At 67.1% G+C, this 14846-nt stretch carries 19 protein-coding genes; 12 read left to right on the forward strand and 7 right to left on the reverse strand.

The window, feature by feature from the left end; translation table 11 throughout:
* Positions 1-10: 10 nt before the first annotated feature.
* The 5 genes from QCD66_RS26960 to QCD66_RS26980 all read left to right on the forward strand — a co-directional run bounded on the left by QCD66_RS26960 (position 11) and on the right by QCD66_RS26980 (position 6518).
* The gene (locus tag QCD66_RS26960) at positions 11-2797 is read left to right on the forward strand and encodes a hypothetical protein (RefSeq protein WP_375733353.1); all 2787 of its coding nucleotides are present in this window, start codon (positions 11-13) and stop codon (positions 2795-2797) included.
* A 111-nt stretch (positions 2798-2908) separates the two neighbouring features.
* On the forward strand, positions 2909-3751 hold the full coding sequence (locus QCD66_RS26965; RefSeq protein ID WP_375733354.1) for a hypothetical protein: 843 nt from the start codon (positions 2909-2911) through the stop codon (positions 3749-3751).
* Positions 3751-4914 carry a siphovirus ReqiPepy6 Gp37-like family protein gene (locus QCD66_RS26970; protein ID WP_375733355.1) on the forward strand — a complete coding sequence of 388 codons (1164 nt, stop codon included), beginning with the start codon at positions 3751-3753 and terminating at the stop codon, positions 4912-4914. Before QCD66_RS26965 ends, QCD66_RS26970 begins: the two co-directional genes overlap by 1 nt.
* A gap of 1 nt (position 4915) precedes the next feature.
* Positions 4916-5836 (forward strand): hypothetical protein, encoded by a 921-nt coding sequence (locus QCD66_RS26975; protein WP_375733356.1) that lies wholly within the window; start codon positions 4916-4918, stop codon positions 5834-5836.
* A 10-nt stretch (positions 5837-5846) separates the two neighbouring features.
* Positions 5847-6518, forward strand: coding sequence for a hypothetical protein (locus QCD66_RS26980; protein WP_375733357.1), 672 nt, complete (start codon positions 5847-5849; stop codon positions 6516-6518).
* A 4-nt stretch (positions 6519-6522) separates the two neighbouring features.
* On the opposite strand, the gene QCD66_RS26985 is transcribed toward QCD66_RS26980, so the two are convergent.
* Positions 6523-6939 (reverse strand): MmpS family transport accessory protein, encoded by a 417-nt coding sequence (locus tag QCD66_RS26985; protein ID WP_375733358.1) that lies wholly within the window; start codon positions 6937-6939, stop codon positions 6523-6525.
* Between the two features lie 174 nt (positions 6940-7113).
* Between QCD66_RS26985 and QCD66_RS26990 the strand changes: the two genes are divergently transcribed.
* The 6 genes from QCD66_RS26990 (at position 7114) to QCD66_RS27015 (ending at position 9783) form a co-directional block, all read left to right on the forward strand.
* On the forward strand, positions 7114-7935 hold the full coding sequence (locus tag QCD66_RS26990; protein ID WP_375733359.1) for a hypothetical protein: 822 nt from the start codon (positions 7114-7116) through the stop codon (positions 7933-7935).
* A gap of 30 nt (positions 7936-7965) precedes the next feature.
* Positions 7966-8286 carry a hypothetical protein gene (locus tag QCD66_RS26995; RefSeq protein ID WP_375733360.1) on the forward strand — a complete coding sequence of 107 codons (321 nt, stop codon included), beginning with the start codon at positions 7966-7968 and terminating at the stop codon, positions 8284-8286.
* A gap of 14 nt (positions 8287-8300) precedes the next feature.
* The gene (locus tag QCD66_RS27000) at positions 8301-8519 is read left to right on the forward strand and encodes a hypothetical protein (protein ID WP_375733361.1); all 219 of its coding nucleotides are present in this window, start codon (positions 8301-8303) and stop codon (positions 8517-8519) included.
* A complete protein-coding gene (locus QCD66_RS27005) occupies positions 8519-8860 on the forward strand; it encodes a hypothetical protein (RefSeq protein WP_375733362.1) in 342 nt (113 codons plus the stop codon). Before QCD66_RS27000 ends, QCD66_RS27005 begins: the two co-directional genes overlap by 1 nt.
* 412 nt (positions 8861-9272) lie before the next feature.
* Positions 9273-9629, forward strand: coding sequence for a hypothetical protein (locus QCD66_RS27010; RefSeq protein ID WP_375733363.1), 357 nt, complete (start codon positions 9273-9275; stop codon positions 9627-9629).
* Position 9630: 1 nt separating this feature from the next.
* Positions 9631-9783, forward strand: coding sequence for a hypothetical protein (locus QCD66_RS27015; protein ID WP_375733364.1), 153 nt, complete (start codon positions 9631-9633; stop codon positions 9781-9783).
* Positions 9784-9903: 120 nt separating this feature from the next.
* Here QCD66_RS27015 and QCD66_RS27020 read toward each other — a convergent pair whose 3' ends face one another.
* Complete coding sequence (locus QCD66_RS27020; RefSeq protein WP_375733365.1) at positions 9904-10980, reverse strand: hypothetical protein; 1077 nt, start codon at positions 10978-10980, stop codon at positions 9904-9906.
* A 67-nt stretch (positions 10981-11047) separates the two neighbouring features.
* Positions 11048-11248 carry a hypothetical protein gene (locus QCD66_RS27025; protein WP_375733366.1) on the reverse strand — a complete coding sequence of 67 codons (201 nt, stop codon included), beginning with the start codon at positions 11246-11248 and terminating at the stop codon, positions 11048-11050.
* 174 nt (positions 11249-11422) lie between these two features.
* Between QCD66_RS27025 and QCD66_RS27030 the strand changes: the two genes are divergently transcribed.
* On the forward strand, positions 11423-11836 hold the full coding sequence (locus tag QCD66_RS27030) for a hypothetical protein (protein WP_375733367.1): 414 nt from the start codon (positions 11423-11425) through the stop codon (positions 11834-11836).
* Positions 11837-12448: 612 nt separating this feature from the next.
* Here the strand turns inward: QCD66_RS27030 and QCD66_RS27035 are convergent.
* From QCD66_RS27035 to QCD66_RS27050, 4 genes are all read right to left on the reverse strand, one after another.
* The gene (locus QCD66_RS27035) at positions 12449-13654 is read right to left on the reverse strand and encodes a helix-turn-helix domain-containing protein (protein ID WP_375733368.1); all 1206 of its coding nucleotides are present in this window, start codon (positions 13652-13654) and stop codon (positions 12449-12451) included.
* A gap of 125 nt (positions 13655-13779) precedes the next feature.
* Positions 13780-14031 carry a hypothetical protein gene (locus QCD66_RS27040; protein WP_375733369.1) on the reverse strand — a complete coding sequence of 84 codons (252 nt, stop codon included), beginning with the start codon at positions 14029-14031 and terminating at the stop codon, positions 13780-13782.
* Positions 14028-14621: a hypothetical protein gene (locus QCD66_RS27045; RefSeq protein WP_375733370.1), complete on the reverse strand. Its 594-nt coding sequence runs from the start codon at positions 14619-14621 to the stop codon at positions 14028-14030. The genes QCD66_RS27040 and QCD66_RS27045 overlap by 4 nt, the downstream gene beginning before the upstream one ends.
* On the reverse strand, positions 14618-14839 hold the full coding sequence (locus QCD66_RS27050) for a hypothetical protein (protein ID WP_375733371.1): 222 nt from the start codon (positions 14837-14839) through the stop codon (positions 14618-14620). Before QCD66_RS27050 ends, QCD66_RS27045 begins: the two co-directional genes overlap by 4 nt.
* Positions 14840-14846: the final 7 nt, after the last annotated feature.

A 14846-nucleotide genomic window follows, 5' to 3' on the forward strand; every position in this document is an offset into this window, starting at 1 on the left:
GGAGGTCGCCTTGACCTCCCCCAACGTCGGCACTGTCGCGGTCACCGTCGTGGCCTCGGCCCGCGACTTCGCCCGGTCGCTGCGGCAGGCGGTCACCCGCGAGTTCCAGCGGGCGGCTGGGGCGATGAGCAAGGCCATCACCAGCTCGCTCAAGCTCACTGGGCTCGCGGCTGCCGCTGGTATCGGGGCGACCGCCATCGCCGGCCTCGCGTCGTCGATCGCGTCTGCGCTGCCGGTCATCGCCGCGCTCGGCACGACTGTCGCAACCGCTGCCGGCTCTCTGATCGCACTGCCCGGTGTCGCGGCCATTGCTGCGGCTGCGGTTGGCACGATCCGGCTCGGCCTGTCCGGCATGTCGGAGAGCTTCAAGGCGATCGACGCGGACGCCAAGACCTTCAACGCGACGCTGAAGGGCCTGAGCAAGAACGGCAAGTCAGTTGCCCGGCAGCTCAGGTCGTACAAGCGCGTTTTCGACGGCTTGGGCCTGCGCCTGCAGAACATTCTGTTGCGCAACATCTCGACCACGATGCGGGTGCTGGTCACGCGCTTCCTGCCGCCGCTCACGGCCGGCATGGAGGGACTGGCGGCAGTCCTCAACGCCGGCGTCAACCGGGCGCTGCGCGGCCTGGCGACCGCCGCCAATGCGCTGACCCTCCGGTCCGTTTTCACCTCGGCAACCGCGACGGTGTCGAACCTCAACCGGGCGCTTCAACCGGTTCTGCAGGCCATGCTCGACCTGGTTCGGGTTGGCGCCGCGGTCACCGCCGAGTTCAGCGCGGGCGTGGCCGGGGCTATCACCTCGGTTGCCGAGCGCATCTCCGAACTGGCACGTAACGGCGAGATGGCGCAGATGTTCCGCGACGGTGTTGCCGCTGCCCAGCAGCTCTTTGCCCTGGGCGGCGACATCATCGGCATCATCGGCGGCATCTTCCGGGCCGCCGGAAGCGCGGACGGTGCCGGGATCTTTGGTTTCTTCGACCGCCTCAACCGCACGGTCAATAGCGCGCTCGGCCAGGGCGCCATCAAGAGCGTCTTTGAAGAGCTGGGCAGGATCGGCGAGGCGCTGACCCCGGTTCTGCTGACCCTGCTCCGGGCGCTGACGCCGCTGGCCAAGGCCATCTCCGACGTAGCAATCGCCTTCGCGCCCGGCCTTGACCAGATCGTCGCCGCGCTCGCGGCTGGGATCAGCGCCCTCGCCCCGGCCGTGGTCGCACTCGCCCCGGCCCTGACTGCCGTGGCCGGCGCCATCGAGCCGTTCGCCGCCGTGCTTGCACAACTGATCGACGGGTTCACACCCGGCCTGATCATCCTGATCGACGGACTGTCGGCCGCGCTACGCGAACTGGCCTACGGCACCGCTGGTGCCCGCCAAGGCATGAGCAGCGCTGGCAAGGGTGCCGAAGGCATGGGCAGCCTGTTCGAGGCTGCCGGCCAGATCGGCGCCGCACTCGGCGAGGTACTTGCCGCCGTGGCCCCGACGCTGCGGACTCTCGGATCGATCCTCGCTTCCCTGATTACCGGGGCAGCGCCGGGCTTCGTTGTGTTGCTTGACGCCATCTCGCTCGCCCTGTTCCACCTTGAACCAGTTGTGCCGTTGGTGGCCGGCGCGTTTGCTGCCCTGGCCAAGGCTGTTGCTCCACTGGTGGCCACGCTCGGCGTGGCGCTGGCGGGAGGGCTCACCACGGTGTCTGTGGTGCTGACCCAGCTATCTACGGTCCTTGAGCCGCTGATCAAGCAGTTTGCGATTGCGTTCACGTCAGCCCTGAGTGCGCTGCTGCCAACGATGCTTGAACTCGGTACGCGCGCCCTGCCTGCACTGGCCCAGGCTGGCCTAGCGCTGGCGCAGGCATTCGAGCCGCTGGCCCCGATCTTGGTGCAGATCGTCGAGGAGATGATCCGGCAACTGTTGCCGCACCTGCCGCAGATCACTGCGGCATTCATCGCGATGATCCCAAGCCTGACCCAGCTTGGGGTGCTGTTCGCCCAGTACCTGCTTGTCGCGTTCGAGGCACTACGCCCCTACCTACCGTTGATCATCTCGGCGTTCGTACAGTTGACGCCGACGATTCTTGAGCTGGTGGCAGCACTTCTGCCGCTCCTACCGATGCTTGTCACGCTCGCGATCGTCTTCTTGCAGGTGTTCGTCGAGTCGGGGCAACTGCACCGCATGATGACGCTGCTAGTCATCGCGCTAACGATCGCAATCGGAGTTATTCGGGCGATCACCGCCGTTCTGAACGTTCTGACTGCGCCGTTCCGGGCGGTCAGTGGGGCAGCAGACACCTTCGGCACCACCGTGCAGCGATCGGCGTCGAACGCGCTTAGCGCGATCCGGGGGCTGCCGGGCCAGATCAGCGGCGCGCTCGGCAACATGGGCAACCTGCTGTATCAGGCGGGCCGGAACGTCGTGCAGGGGCTGATCAACGGCATCCGGTCGATGTTCGGCTCATTGGGAACCGTGGCCTCGAGTATGGCCGGAACGATCCGCAACTACCTGCCGTTCAGCCCGGCCAAGACAGGCCCCCTGTCCGGCCGTGGTAACCCGTACTACAGCGGGCAGTCGATTGCCGAACTGCTGGCCGGCGGCATGGACTCGCAGACGCCGATCGTCGCCGCGGCGGCCGGTCGCCTCGCAGCCCAGGTCGCATTCCCGGCGTCGGCGTACTCGGCGGCCCCGTCCGCGCCAACAGCAAGTCACTCCGAGTATCACCTGCACAACGGCAACGCCACGCTTGAACAACTGCGGGCGCTTCAGGAGCGGCAGGCCACTCTCGCCAGGATCGGGAGGGCCCGGTAGATGCCGCTCCTTGCAGGGTCCGTTGTCGCTCCGCCGCCGGATCCGATCGTTGTCCAGCCCGGCCACGATGCTGGCCGCGCTCGGGCAACGTGGATCGCACCGGACGGAAGTGTGTGGCCGCTGGATGTCCCGGAGCGCGGCTGGTTCACACCCAATCAGGTGTCCGGGCTCGGCGCGGCGCCGATCGGAATCGTGTCGGATCCGCACCCGCGCGGCGGCGTCCGGGTTCGGCACATTCAGCCGCAGGCGCGGGTCATCAACTGGCCGCTTGTTATCCGAGGGACGACTGCCGACGGGTTTCAGGCGTTGTGGCGGTCACTAGCCCGCGCTTTTACCCAGACGCGCCGGCGTGGCCCCGGTCGGCTTCAGATCGCCCGCCCCGATGGCAGTGTGCGCGAGATCCGCGCCTACTACCAGGCCGGCTGGGATGGTGAGCCGGGCCGCGGCTGGATCGACGACACTGTCGTCATCTCCCTGCTGTGCGAGGACCCGTACTGGCGGTCGACCGCCCCGGTCCGGATCCGATACGAGCACGGATCTCCGGTCTCCTACCTGGAGCCGGTCCACCTCACCGTGTCGCCGGCATCGGTTCTTGGCACCACAACCGCAGTCAACTCCGGCGACGTTGAGGCCTGGCCGGAGTGGACGATCACCGGTCCGGCCTCAGCTATTACCGCCACAAACGTCAGCAGCGGCGAATCATTCACCCTTGACCCTAACTGGGATGGCGACGGCGACTTACTTTCCGGGCAGACGGTCACCATCACAACTGATCCGCCCGCCGTACGTGGTCCAGCCGGGGACGGGGATATCTGGACTGGCGCCCTCAACTGGCCCGGCGCGGTGCTGTGGGGCCTGCAGCCCGGCACCAGCAACATCCAGTTCGCGGTGAGCGGATCCGCTGCCGGCACGTCGATCGAGCTGGCGTTTGACCTGCGATTCGAGACCCCCTGATGGCGATCACACTGCTTGTCACCGACCGAAACCTCAACGTCGTAGGTGATCCGATCATCGGCTGGACTGACCTTGACGTCACGCTCCGCTTCAATGAGCCCGCGAGCGGCAACTTCAGCGCGCCGGCCTATCTGCCGCTCATGCAGCAGATCCGGGGTGGCGGCTACCGGATTATTGTCATCCGCGATGGCCAGGTCTTCTGTGCGGGGCCGATAGAGAAACGCGGCCCGGAGAAGTGGTCGGTCGACGGGCAGGACTCCAATCCTGGCACCATCACCGTCTCTTTCTCGGATGATCTGGCGCTTGCCGTCGCTCGGGCGACCTACCCGGATCCGTCGCAGCCGGCTACAGCCCAGACCTCGGTGGCCCGCTGGACTGCCTCCGGGAGTGCGGAGACGATCCTCCGTTCCCTGTTCAACCTCAATGCCGGGCCGGGTGCTCTTGCCGCCCGTCGCGTGCCGAAGCTCGTACTTGGACCGGTGGCCGGCGTTGGGTCGAACATCGTGCTGGGCACCCGCTTCGAACCGCTTGGCGATGCCGCCCGAACTGCCGCACTAGCTGGCGGCGGGCTCGGGTTCCGCACACAGCAGGTTGGCCAGCAGGTCGAGTTGCAGGTGTATGGCCCTACGGATCGCTCCCGAAGCGTGCGGTTCAGCCGCGGTCTGGGCAACCTGCGCGAGTACGAGTACGACGAAACGGCAGCCACCGTTACCGCAGCGATCGTCGGCGGCAAGGACGAGGGCACAAGCCGCGTCATCGTCGAACGACTGAACGCGGCTGCAATCGCTGACGGCTGGCGCCTTGAAGCGTTCAAGGACCAGCGACAGTCCGACGACGACGCGGGCGACACCACCGAGCTTGACCAAGCTGGGGACGAAGCCCTCGCAGAGGGCGCGCAGACCGCGCGACTGTCCGCCGTGACGATCGATGTCCCGACACAGCGGTACGGCGTCCACTACGGGCTCGGCGACATCGTGTCGATCGAACTGACCTCGGGCGTCGAGGTCACTGACGTTGTTCGCGCCGTCCAACTCAAGGCAACACCGGAAACCGGTGAGCTTGTTAGCGCCCTGATCGGCAGCCAAGAGGCGTCGTCGGATCCGCTGTGGCTGACCTACACCCGCGACATTGCGCGCCGGCTCGCCCGATTGGAGGCCCGCTGACGTGGCCGAGTCTTCATATCCAGATCCGTCGGTAACCCAGCTTCAGCATGAACGGCTGTTGGGTCGGCTCGGCCCGTCCGGGCTGCTCGGCTCGCCCGCCGACCTGCCGCTCGTCTATGCGGATGGGACCGGCACCCGCACGACGAAGATCCGCGCAAACCGGCAGGCACTTGTCGAAGGCTACGGCTGGGAGAACGACGGCGTCGAGGTCACCAAAACCCACGCCGCGAACTCGTCCGGCCAGACCCGCATCGACGTGGTAGTTCTACGTCTCAGCCGGTCAACGTGGGACGTCACCTCACAGATTGTGCAAGGCACGCCGGGTGCCGGGCCGCCGGCGGTCACGATGCAGACGGGCTCGTCCGGGGTGTGGGAACTGCCGGTTGCCGATGTGGCGGTTGCCTCCGGGGCGACCACCTTTGCAGGCAGCGTTGTGACACCTCGCGCCTGGTACGTCGGCGATGACGGGCAAATCATCTGCACTTCCACAACCCGACCGCCGCACTCCCCTGGACGGCAGATCACCGAAACAAACACTGGTCAGGTCCTCGTCTCAGTGGGCTCACAGTGGCTGATACTCAGGGAGGACACAGGCTGGGTGCCGCTGACACCAGCCGCCGGCTGGGGCGCCCGCCTACTGCAGGTACGGCGCCTGAACGGGCAGGTCACCTTGTGGTGCAACGTTCGACGGACCGGATCAACGCTGGCGGCGAACACGACATCGATCATCACGACGCTGCCAACAGGGTTCCGGCCAGCGGTTGGCGGCGAGGTGATCGAGATTCCGGCGATTACGCCCAGCGCCCCCGGCTACACGTTCCGGGTCTCTGTCAACGCTGCCGGGCAGGTGCGTGTCGACAGCCCGCACGGCGGGCTCGGCCCTACCTCGCATCTCGGCGCCCGCGACTCGTGGCCGGTCTAGGGAGGCGACGGTGGCACGACAGTTGTTTGGTGGCGGCCCCGCCGACTGGACGTTCAACGCCGTAGACGGGGTTGCCGGCGTTGATGACCTGGCCCAACTCGCGGGCGGCCAGGTCATCACCTTTTGGAATCTTGAGATCGGCGGCACCCAGTACGAGGATCTGACCGACTCTGCCGGCACCCCGATCACGTCTGTGACGTCGTCGACCGGCGCGGACGGACGATCGGTGGGCCAGATTCCGCCGTTGTACGGCCCGGACGGCGTGGACCGGATGTGGGCCCAGGCCGGCACTGGACCGCGGGTGCTGATGTCGGCGGTTGGCGGCGGTGGCGGCTCGGTCGACCCGGAACAGCTCGAAGACCTGGTGTCGCGCGAGTTGTACGACGACAAAGGCGTTCTGTTGGTCGGCTCGTCGTTCGGGGTGCCGACCCCGGTCGACTCAGGCGCCAACGGTCAGGTGTTGACCGCTGACAGCGCCGAGGCGACCGGGGTGAAGTGGGCGACGCCGACCGCAGCGACGGGCAACGTCTTGTACTGGACCGGTGACGACTACGCGCCGACAGCGCTCAAAGGTGCAGTCGACGTGCCCCGCGTCTTTTTGGGCCCCGTTGATCCAGACACCGTGGACGGGGTCGTGATGCCCGCCTCCGACTGGATGGTGTCGTGGATTGGTTCGTCCTGACCGGTCAGGAGATGGTGGCGGAGCAGTTGACGACGCCCTCGGACTCGCCTTCGTCGACGAGATTGCCGTCCACCCAAAGCTTGCAACTGATGGTTCCGATTGCGGTCGCGGTGACCCCCGCGAGCCCTGCAGAGCCTTCGAGTTGCACCTCTTTGCTCCACGGCGTTGCGGCTTCGGATTCGACGGCTGAGTCACCGAGGGTGGACCAGTTGATGTAGGCGGTTCCTGCTTCTGAGGTGACCTCAAACCGAACGTCGTGCGGCTTGGTTGCTTCCTCGACGGTACGGAGGCCGATGAAGTAGGCCACGCCGATACCGCCGCAGCAGAGGACGGCGATGACGGCGGCGACAATGCCGATGATCAGCCAGGGGCCGCGATTCTTCGGGGCCAGCGGTGGTGGTGGCGGGTAGGGCATGGACATCGGGGCAGTCTCCGCCACCCGCTCCCTTCAGCTTCGCTCTGTGTCACCCATCTGACACGCGAAGGAGCCGATCGGCGCGCTCGATCCGTTCCACGTGGCGGCACACCACTGATCGCCTCGCTCCCGCCGGGCGGACGCTCGAGACGGGCTCACATCACGTCCTGGAGGTAGACCGTGCCTACGTATGCGCAGCTCGCCGCGGAGGCGGTCTGGGGACGCGAGATTGTGACACCGGCGGTCCGGTGGCTTGGTGACGCGCTCTGTGCTCACTTCAAGCGGCCCCGAACAGCAGCCGGCACCAAGGGCGACAATCTGCACCTGTCCGGGTCGCACCGGTCCCAGGAGTGGCTACTCAAGAGCAGGTTCGCCACGAATCGGCGGTACACCGTTGAGGACGACCTCAACGACGAGCAGTTGCGGTGGATTGCCGGCTTCGACTTCACCCCGGCCAGTAAGGCCGAGATGTTGACGATCTGCCAGCGGCTCGACAAGGCGGTCCGTGCCGGCCTGGTGGAGGAGATTGCCGCCTGGTACGGCAACCTCGATGGGGATCAGCGGGTCGACGGCTACGACAACGTCCGCAACGTTGCCGCGACCTCGGATTCGTCGCATTTGTGGCACCTGCACATCACCTTCAAGCGCAGGTACGCCGGCGACATGGCCGTGATGCGCAAGGTATTCGCCATCCTCACCGGCGCCCCGATTCCGGGTCAGCCGGCCCCATCCCCTAGCCCGGCACCAACCGTGCGCCGTGCCGCCTGGGCTGCAGCAGCAGAGGAGACCGCAATGAAGGACTGGTACTTCACCAAGGGCGCGAAGACCGCGACCGTCTACGTTGGCAACGGCATGGTGGCCAGAGCCTTGCCGAACCCCGCTTCGTGGGAGGCGATGAAGGCGAAGGTGGCTGCCGCGAAGGGCGTCGCCGTCAAGGACATCCCGCTCGAGGAGTATCCCGACGACGCCACCGCCCGTGGTGTCGCGGGCACTGTCCTCTGACGCTTCACCTGACCGCAACGGGGGTAATCGATGATCGGACGCCTCGCTGCGGAGGCGGCAGAGAACGCGCCGAACGTGATCGGACTGCTGCTGCAGTGGGGCGTGCCCGGCCTTGTCGTGGCGCTGATGCTGCTCGGCTGGCTGGTGCCGAAGCCGTCCCACGAGCAGATGCGTACCGACCGCGACGCGTGGAAGGACGCGTATGAGAGGGAGCGGGATGCCCACCAAGCAACCCGAGACGCCTTCGTTGATGCTTCGCGGTCGGCGGGTGCCGCTGTGGAGACGGCCCGGACAGCGACGGGCCTACTGGATCGGCTCGGCCACCCCAGTAATCCGGGGGCGATGACATGAGGTGGTGGCGGTGGATGCGGAAGCTGTTGCCGTTTGGGGACCGCCGCCCCACCGATGACGCCTTGTCGGCGGTTGCTCAGGCGGAGCAGAGCGGTCTGCGCGCGGAACGGGATCGGGAGATGGCGGCCCAGCTGCGCCGGGAGGCGGAGATCGAGGAGCGGAAGATTCGCGGCCACAACGTGGCGAACAGCTATGACGAGTGGCTGCAAAATCTGGTGCAAGGAAGAGGCTGATGCTGACCTACTACCAGGCAGCCGTGCTGGTGTTGTTGCTGATCGGCCTGGTCGCTGCCGGCTTGTTCCTGGGCACTCATCGGCCGAGGCGGTGGCGGCGGCTGGCGGCGTGGGACGCCAGCGCGTGGGTGCTAATCGTGTTCCTGTTCTACCTGCGTCAGGTCATTTTGATCATCTTGCGGTGGCCGGGAACGGCGACACCAGGTGTGTCCGATGCGATTGTGTCGATCGGCTTCCTGGTGCTGCTGGATGCGGCATTGATCCTGAGGATCGCTTCGTACCGCGGCTTCGTGGAGCGGGCTCAGGCCCTGGAGCGGTCGGTGGAGCCGGGCCCGAAGTAAGGCGGCGACGCGCCGATGTCATGTGGTGGAGCCTCTTGAAGGTCGCCGCACTCGACTCCACCGACATCCGCCCGGCATAGCCATGTGTGGTGGCCGCCGCCCGCGTTGCATAGGCATCCGCGGTAGCCGAGCAGCATCCTGCCGGGTAGTAACGGGTGTCCCTTGGTGCAGTGGCTGGGTCGCCCCGGCCCGTAGGCGAGTTTCCCGTCTTCGATGACGGCCTGGAGTGCCAGCCGGCCGCAGGGGCAGCAGGGCACGACCTGCATCACGGGCTGGATGCGGCCGTGGTCGAAGCACACCCAGTCGCCGACCTGGATGTTCTCGGCGCGCCAGTCGACTCCCACCCTCGCACCGTATCGCACACACGTACCAACCATGGCCGCCACCTGCGGCAACATCCCTGGAGGAATCGTTGGAAACCACCCTACCCGTCTACGGGTTCACCGCCGATCTCGGCGGCCTGCTCTCGCTCGCGATCACGATCGTGCTGCCGATCCTCGTCGGCCTCGTCACCCGCCAGTCGACGTCCGGCGCCGTCAAGGCCGTGCTGCTGCTGGCCCTGGCTGCGGTCAAGACCGTGCTCGAAGCCTGGCTACAGGCCACGAACACCGGCGTCGCCTTCGAGGCGGTTCCGGTGATCTACACGACGGCGATCAACTTCGGCATCGCGGTCGCGATCCACCTGGGCTTGTTCCGGCCGACGGGTGTCGCTGACGCGGCGCAGTCAGTGGTCGTGACCGACAAGCCGTCCGAGCGGCCGGCAGCCTGACATGGCTGCTCTCGTCGCCCTGCTGTACGCGGTTGCTGTGATCCTGGCAGCGCTCGCCGCGTTCGGTGTCGGCGGTCGGGTCTCGCTTGGCTGGCTCGGTCTCGCTGTTCTCTCGCTCGCCCTGGCGCTGCCTCAATGGCAGGCGGTCACGTAGACCCTCCCAGGGATAGGCGCGGCCTTCTCGCTCCCCAGCGGATCGCCTGCGCCCGAATGCCCCCTCCCCCTGAGCTTCGGCTCGGCGGGGAGGGGGCGTCTCGCTGCGTCTGGATGGCAGCTATCCGTCGGCCAAAAGCTTCTGCCAGGCGGCGCGATCACCGTCGTATCCCTTGGCTGCTCGAAGTCGACGGGCCGTGCCTGGATGAAGCACCTGCTGTCCGGTCGGGGGCGGCGTCTTTGTGCCGAAGCCGCCGAACCTCGACAGATCACGTTTGGTCGGGTAGACAGTCCGCCACTGCTCCTCCGGCTGCTGGATTAGCTCAGGACGTGTTCGCCGCCGAACCCACACATCCTGAAGGTGAGAAGCGGCGGCCTCGACGAGCCTGCCTAGCTCATTAAGCACCCCGGCGATGGTGTCGCCGGCATGCTCCGGCAGCATGACGTCCTCGAACTTGTCGCTGATCGCGAATGCCTCGACGTCGGTGAACTGCGGATCTCGTGGCAGGTGCAAGGTGAACTCAAGGTCGGCTCGACGGCTCGGCCGGTAGAGGTTCTGCATCTCGAACCGGCGCGCCCTGTGAACCAGCGTGTTCCGCATGTCCGTGGTCCAGGTCAGCCAACCATGGGGCCCGCCTGCTGCCGCTGCCGCGATGGCTGCGAGAGCCTTGACCTGCACTTCGTGTGCTTCCGTACCGTCGGGGGCGAGCAGCCTGCGACGGTCTCGGTCATCTCCGCTGGCTGCCGTCATCAGCTGCGACCAGCTGGACCTAACCAAGTCGGTACGCAGGCCGAGCACTCCGATGCCGGCACCCCCGACTGCGTCCAGGATGCCGCCGACCGAGTAGAAGAACCCTTCAAGGGATGTTCCGATCCGCTGCTCGCGACGCCAGTCCACGCTGCCTCTAGAGGCGAAGGCCGCTGCCCCCTTGTGTGCATTTTGTCGCATCCAGATCGTCTCAGCGCGCCAGGCCTCGATGAACTCGGCCTCCCGGTGGGCAGCTGCCGCCAATCCAGTCTTCAGCCGGCTTGCGATCTGAAGCAGGTAGTCAGACGTGAAGATCACGCGAGCATGGCTGAGGTACTGGTGCCACCAGCGGAAACCGCCGCGGACCTCGTCGAGATCCTGGTACATCAGAAAGTGCAGCTTCTTGGCTGCGGCCGTTGCTGCGGGTGTGCGGGTGCGGGGATCGGGCATGCCGTAGATGGTCGTAGGGCGGCAGGGTTTAGGTCCATCGCGTTTGCGGCACTTGATGTCAGCCGATCTACGCCGCCCGTAGCTCGTCCGGGTCGATCCCCTGCCCCACCAGCCACTCCCCCAGCCCGGCAACCGTCCGAGGCCACGCCAGCGGCGACGATGCGATCTGCCTGCCCAGGCACAGCCAGACGGTGACGGCGCCGCCGGGTCGGATCTCTATCCGCCACTGATCGCCGTGTCCGTCGGGCGGGGTCAGCAGGACGATCACATGCCGACGCTACGACCGCAGCGCTTCGGCCCTCAGGTGATCGGTGAACTACGCCAGCGCGCCATTTGGTCAAGATCCTTCATGGGCAAGCCTTTGACTAGCGCACGCGACCCAGAGAGCATAGATGTAGCCCGATGCTTCGGGGTCATGTAGGTCGCCCAAGACAGGAGTGAAGTGAAAAGATCGAAAGCACTAAGCGCGCTTGCCGCCATCGCAGCTACCGCCGCCGTGGGACTTGCCCCCTCGCCCGCATACGCCAACCCGACCACCCCCTTCAATCTTTACTCCGGGCTTGTCGGGGGCGAGGTCAGAGGCACCTTAACCTGGTATAACCGCTCGGTTGGAATTCAGGGAGAAGTCTGCGATTCTGCCGGGCCCGACTACACCCAGGTGCAGTTTGCCTTCTATCAGGGCGGAACTCCTCTTGCCGATGACGGCTATCCTCCTCAGACCCGTGCCGTAACCGCCGGCTGCAAGCCCTTCAACTTCACGCAAAGTGGTCCTTCCGGGGGCATCACCGACATCCGCTTGAAGCTCTTTAGCGCAAGCAACTCATCCCCCACATACTGGATTTACCGCCCGAGTTAGGCAGCAGGCCTTCGACTGGGTCGGCCCTTGTGGCGGTCATCGCTCACCCTTGCCTCAGGTCGAGCCGCGCTCGAATCTGACGCTCTTGCCTCAGTTGGGGACAGTCGACTGGGTCTTGACGGGCGCACGACGCGCATCCGATAGCCGGCTGGCCGGCGTTGGACTCATGCTGCGCAATCAGCACCTCGGCGGTCCACGCCAGCCATGCCCGGTCAATCACGGCGGTCACATCGACCTCCGGTGCCAGCGCGGCTTGCGGGGCTGCTCGGCCGGCTCAGGTGCGGGGTTCGGCCCCGCGCTCTCGAGGCGAGATGTGTGGGTGCCTGATTGACACGGGTAGACGGTTGCCGGGCCAACCCAATCGACATGCCCACCAGGTCGCTGGTACCACTTCCCAACCAATGCCGCCTCCCCGCGGTGTGCGGGTGCGGCGACAACTCTGGGGAGGAGTGCCGCCGCACCCGGCTCGATGTGGGTGCGGCGGCCGGCGACCTAGGGACCACGCTGGGGTGTGATTCCCGGTGCAGCAGCCTTGCCGCACCCACACCCCGAACCTAAGCCCAGCACGATCCACATAGGGGTACACGGTGTACCCGGTGACAGGATGTACCCCTACACCTCAACGCCGCAGCGGCCAGCGAGCGCGACCACATCGGACCGGATCGCCGCCGGAGCCTCGGACACCAGACGCGTCAGGATGTCGTGGGCGGGCGGCGAGAACCGTACCGTCTCCGGGCTGACCGCCTCTGCCTTGCCAAGCAGGTGCAGTGTTGCCTCGGCCGCCCCTTCCAGGTCAGCGGACCGGGCCAGCTCGACGTAGTGGCGCCCCTTCCGCTCCGTTGACGGGATGGTCTCCGGGTCAAGGCCATGAGCGCGGCGGCCAGCCTCCTCCGGGTCGCCGAGGTCGACGGCGAGCATGACCGCGTACACGTCAAGCAGCGGCCTCGAAACGCGGGTACGGACACCGACGTAGTCGGCGGGCAGGGCGCGGTGCACGACGTCACGAGCGCTCTCCCACTCGGACCACGCCGACTGGTCGCCAGACCGGGCGCGAGTCAGCGCCGAGCACAGGTGCAGGTCGGCAAGCATCTCGGCCCACTCCGGCGGCCCGTCCGCGACGCGCGGCTCGACCAGGCCGCGGGCTTCGGTGAGCCGTTCGAGGGCTTCGTCGCTGCGGCCGGTCGCGCGGAGGACGTGGGCGGCGTACCAGATGGCTTGGGCGATTGCGAGGGGGTCGTCGGCGTCGAGGGCGGATGACATGGCCCGGTCGACGGTCATCCAGACGAGTTCGCGGTCGCCGTGGTGGGCGAGGTACGCCTGGGCGAGGTGGTACGTCTGGGCGAGCAGCGCGAGGGACTGGCGGCGGTCGTCGCCTTGATGCAGCCTGACGGCCCGCTGCGCCTGTTCGAGCAGGCCGGGCAGCAGGGCGCCGGTCTCGGTCCGCTGCATCCGCGACGTGTGCCAGGTCCGCCATGCCGCATCAACGGCACCCGCAAGGTAGTCGGGGCTATCCGGCTCGCCGGTGAAGTTGATCTGCCATGCGGTGAGCGCCTTGCGGACATCGACCACGCCAGGGTGGGCGGGCCGGCTGCCGAGAGTCAGGACGACGCTGGGACCGTACAGTTCGCCGAGGTCGTCGACAGCGAGCGCGGGCCCGATCTTCTGGGCGGCGGACAGGGTCAACCTGCGGCGCCCGGACTCGATGAACTTGATCGTGCTCGGCGACAGGCCGGTGAGTGTGGCAAGGCGCTCGCGGGAGAGGCCGCGGGCACGTCGTAGGCGTTCGACGCGCTGGCCGGGGGTGGGGTCGTCGCTCATGGGCCACCTCAAGGGGATGGGGTACAACATGTACCCCCACCAACGTTACCGGATGAGACATTGATGAACACTGTCGGATTCCATGCGAAAGGGGCCAGCCGAAGCCAGCCCCGAGATACTTCTTGCTACAGCGGGCGTCCCGCCTGGTTCAGCCAGTCCGATGCGCGCGCCTCCACCGCCTCACCCTCGAGACCTCGCTGCCACGCTCGGATCTTCCACCCTTCCGCGCGGCCGTAGTACGGCTTGGCCCGCAGTATCAGCCGGGCCAGGATTTCCTCGGCTACGGCCTGCCCGCCGGCTCGTCGCCAGTCGTCCTGTACGCCGCTGATCCGCGCCGTGCCGCCCGGATCGACAGCCTCCCACTGCCAGCGGATCACCGCCGTCGCCTCGCCTTCCGTCGTAGCCACCGCAGGAGGGACCGCCAGCACCATCGGGCAGCCCGCCCGCCTGCGGCCTTGCACTGCCGCCAACACCACACCACGACCCGCCTGGGCATCGGCCCCTGCGGCACTGTCGGGATCGTGACGAGCCGGCGCTGCCATCCGATCTGGGGCTGCCAGCCCGGCTCCCGCGCCTGCCGGTAGCGGATCGCGTCCCAGGGCAGGATCCGGTTCGGGTTGTCGCGGTTGTGGTCGACGTTGAACCAGGGCCGCTGCGGGCGCCCGCCAGTCACGCCCGGCACGGTGACGCCATGCCGGATGTAGTGCTTCTCCAGCCCCTTGCGGTGCGCCTCCGTCCAGACACCCTGGCCGGCGAGGACCACTCGCACAATCCGGTCGGCGAACGGCTGTAGGGCGTGCTGCGCCAACCGGGCCTCGAGGTCCGTGGTCTCACCGACGTAGCCGACACCGATCTCGCCGGTCAGGTCGTGGCGGGTGATGAGCGCGTATACGCACCCCCAACGGGCGCCGACGGCATTCGACGCGGAAGCCCGAGGCGCGCGACGTCGGAAAGCAGATGCCGTCACCTGACCGTTTCCAGGTCCACGATGATCGCCGCCGGCACAAACACGTCGACCCGGCGCGCCCCACTGTCGGTGAACTGGTGGTTGACCCGCACCACCGTGCCGCGCAGGCGTCCACGCAGGTTGTCCTCGACGGTGACGATGTCACCGCGTGCCGGCACCGCCCCGGTCCTGGTCTCGCCCACAGGCTGCCCGTCGAGGCGTATCAGCAGGGTCACCATGGTCTTG

It is taken from the genome of Polymorphospora sp. A560, from assembly GCF_045781765.1.
GTDB classification, from domain to species: domain Bacteria; phylum Actinomycetota; class Actinomycetes; order Mycobacteriales; family Micromonosporaceae; genus Polymorphospora; species Polymorphospora lycopeni.

Bases quoted from the DNA above. Each gene is read 5' to 3' on its own strand.
- QCD66_RS26995 (WP_375733360.1), top strand. From the start codon at position 7,966: ATGATCGGACGCCTCGCTGCGGAGGCGGCAGAGAACGCGCCGAACGTG.
- QCD66_RS27000 (WP_375733361.1), top strand. From the start codon at position 8,301: ATGCGGAAGCTGTTGCCGTTTGGGGACCGCCGCCCCACCGATGACGCC.
- QCD66_RS26970 (WP_375733355.1), top strand. From the start codon at position 3,751: ATGGCGATCACACTGCTTGTCACCGACCGAAACCTCAACGTCGTAGGT.
- QCD66_RS26985 (WP_375733358.1), bottom strand. From the start codon at position 6,939: ATGTCCATGCCCTACCCGCCACCACCACCGCTGGCCCCGAAGAATCGC.
- QCD66_RS27015 (WP_375733364.1), top strand. From the start codon at position 9,631: ATGGCTGCTCTCGTCGCCCTGCTGTACGCGGTTGCTGTGATCCTGGCA.
- QCD66_RS27005 (WP_375733362.1), top strand. From the start codon at position 8,519: ATGCTGACCTACTACCAGGCAGCCGTGCTGGTGTTGTTGCTGATCGGC.
- QCD66_RS27020 (WP_375733365.1), bottom strand. From the start codon at position 10,980: ATGCCCGATCCCCGCACCCGCACACCCGCAGCAACGGCCGCAGCCAAG.
- QCD66_RS27050 (WP_375733371.1), bottom strand. From the start codon at position 14,839: ATGGTGACCCTGCTGATACGCCTCGACGGGCAGCCTGTGGGCGAGACC.
- QCD66_RS27035 (WP_375733368.1), bottom strand. From the start codon at position 13,654: ATGAGCGACGACCCCACCCCCGGCCAGCGCGTCGAACGCCTACGACGT.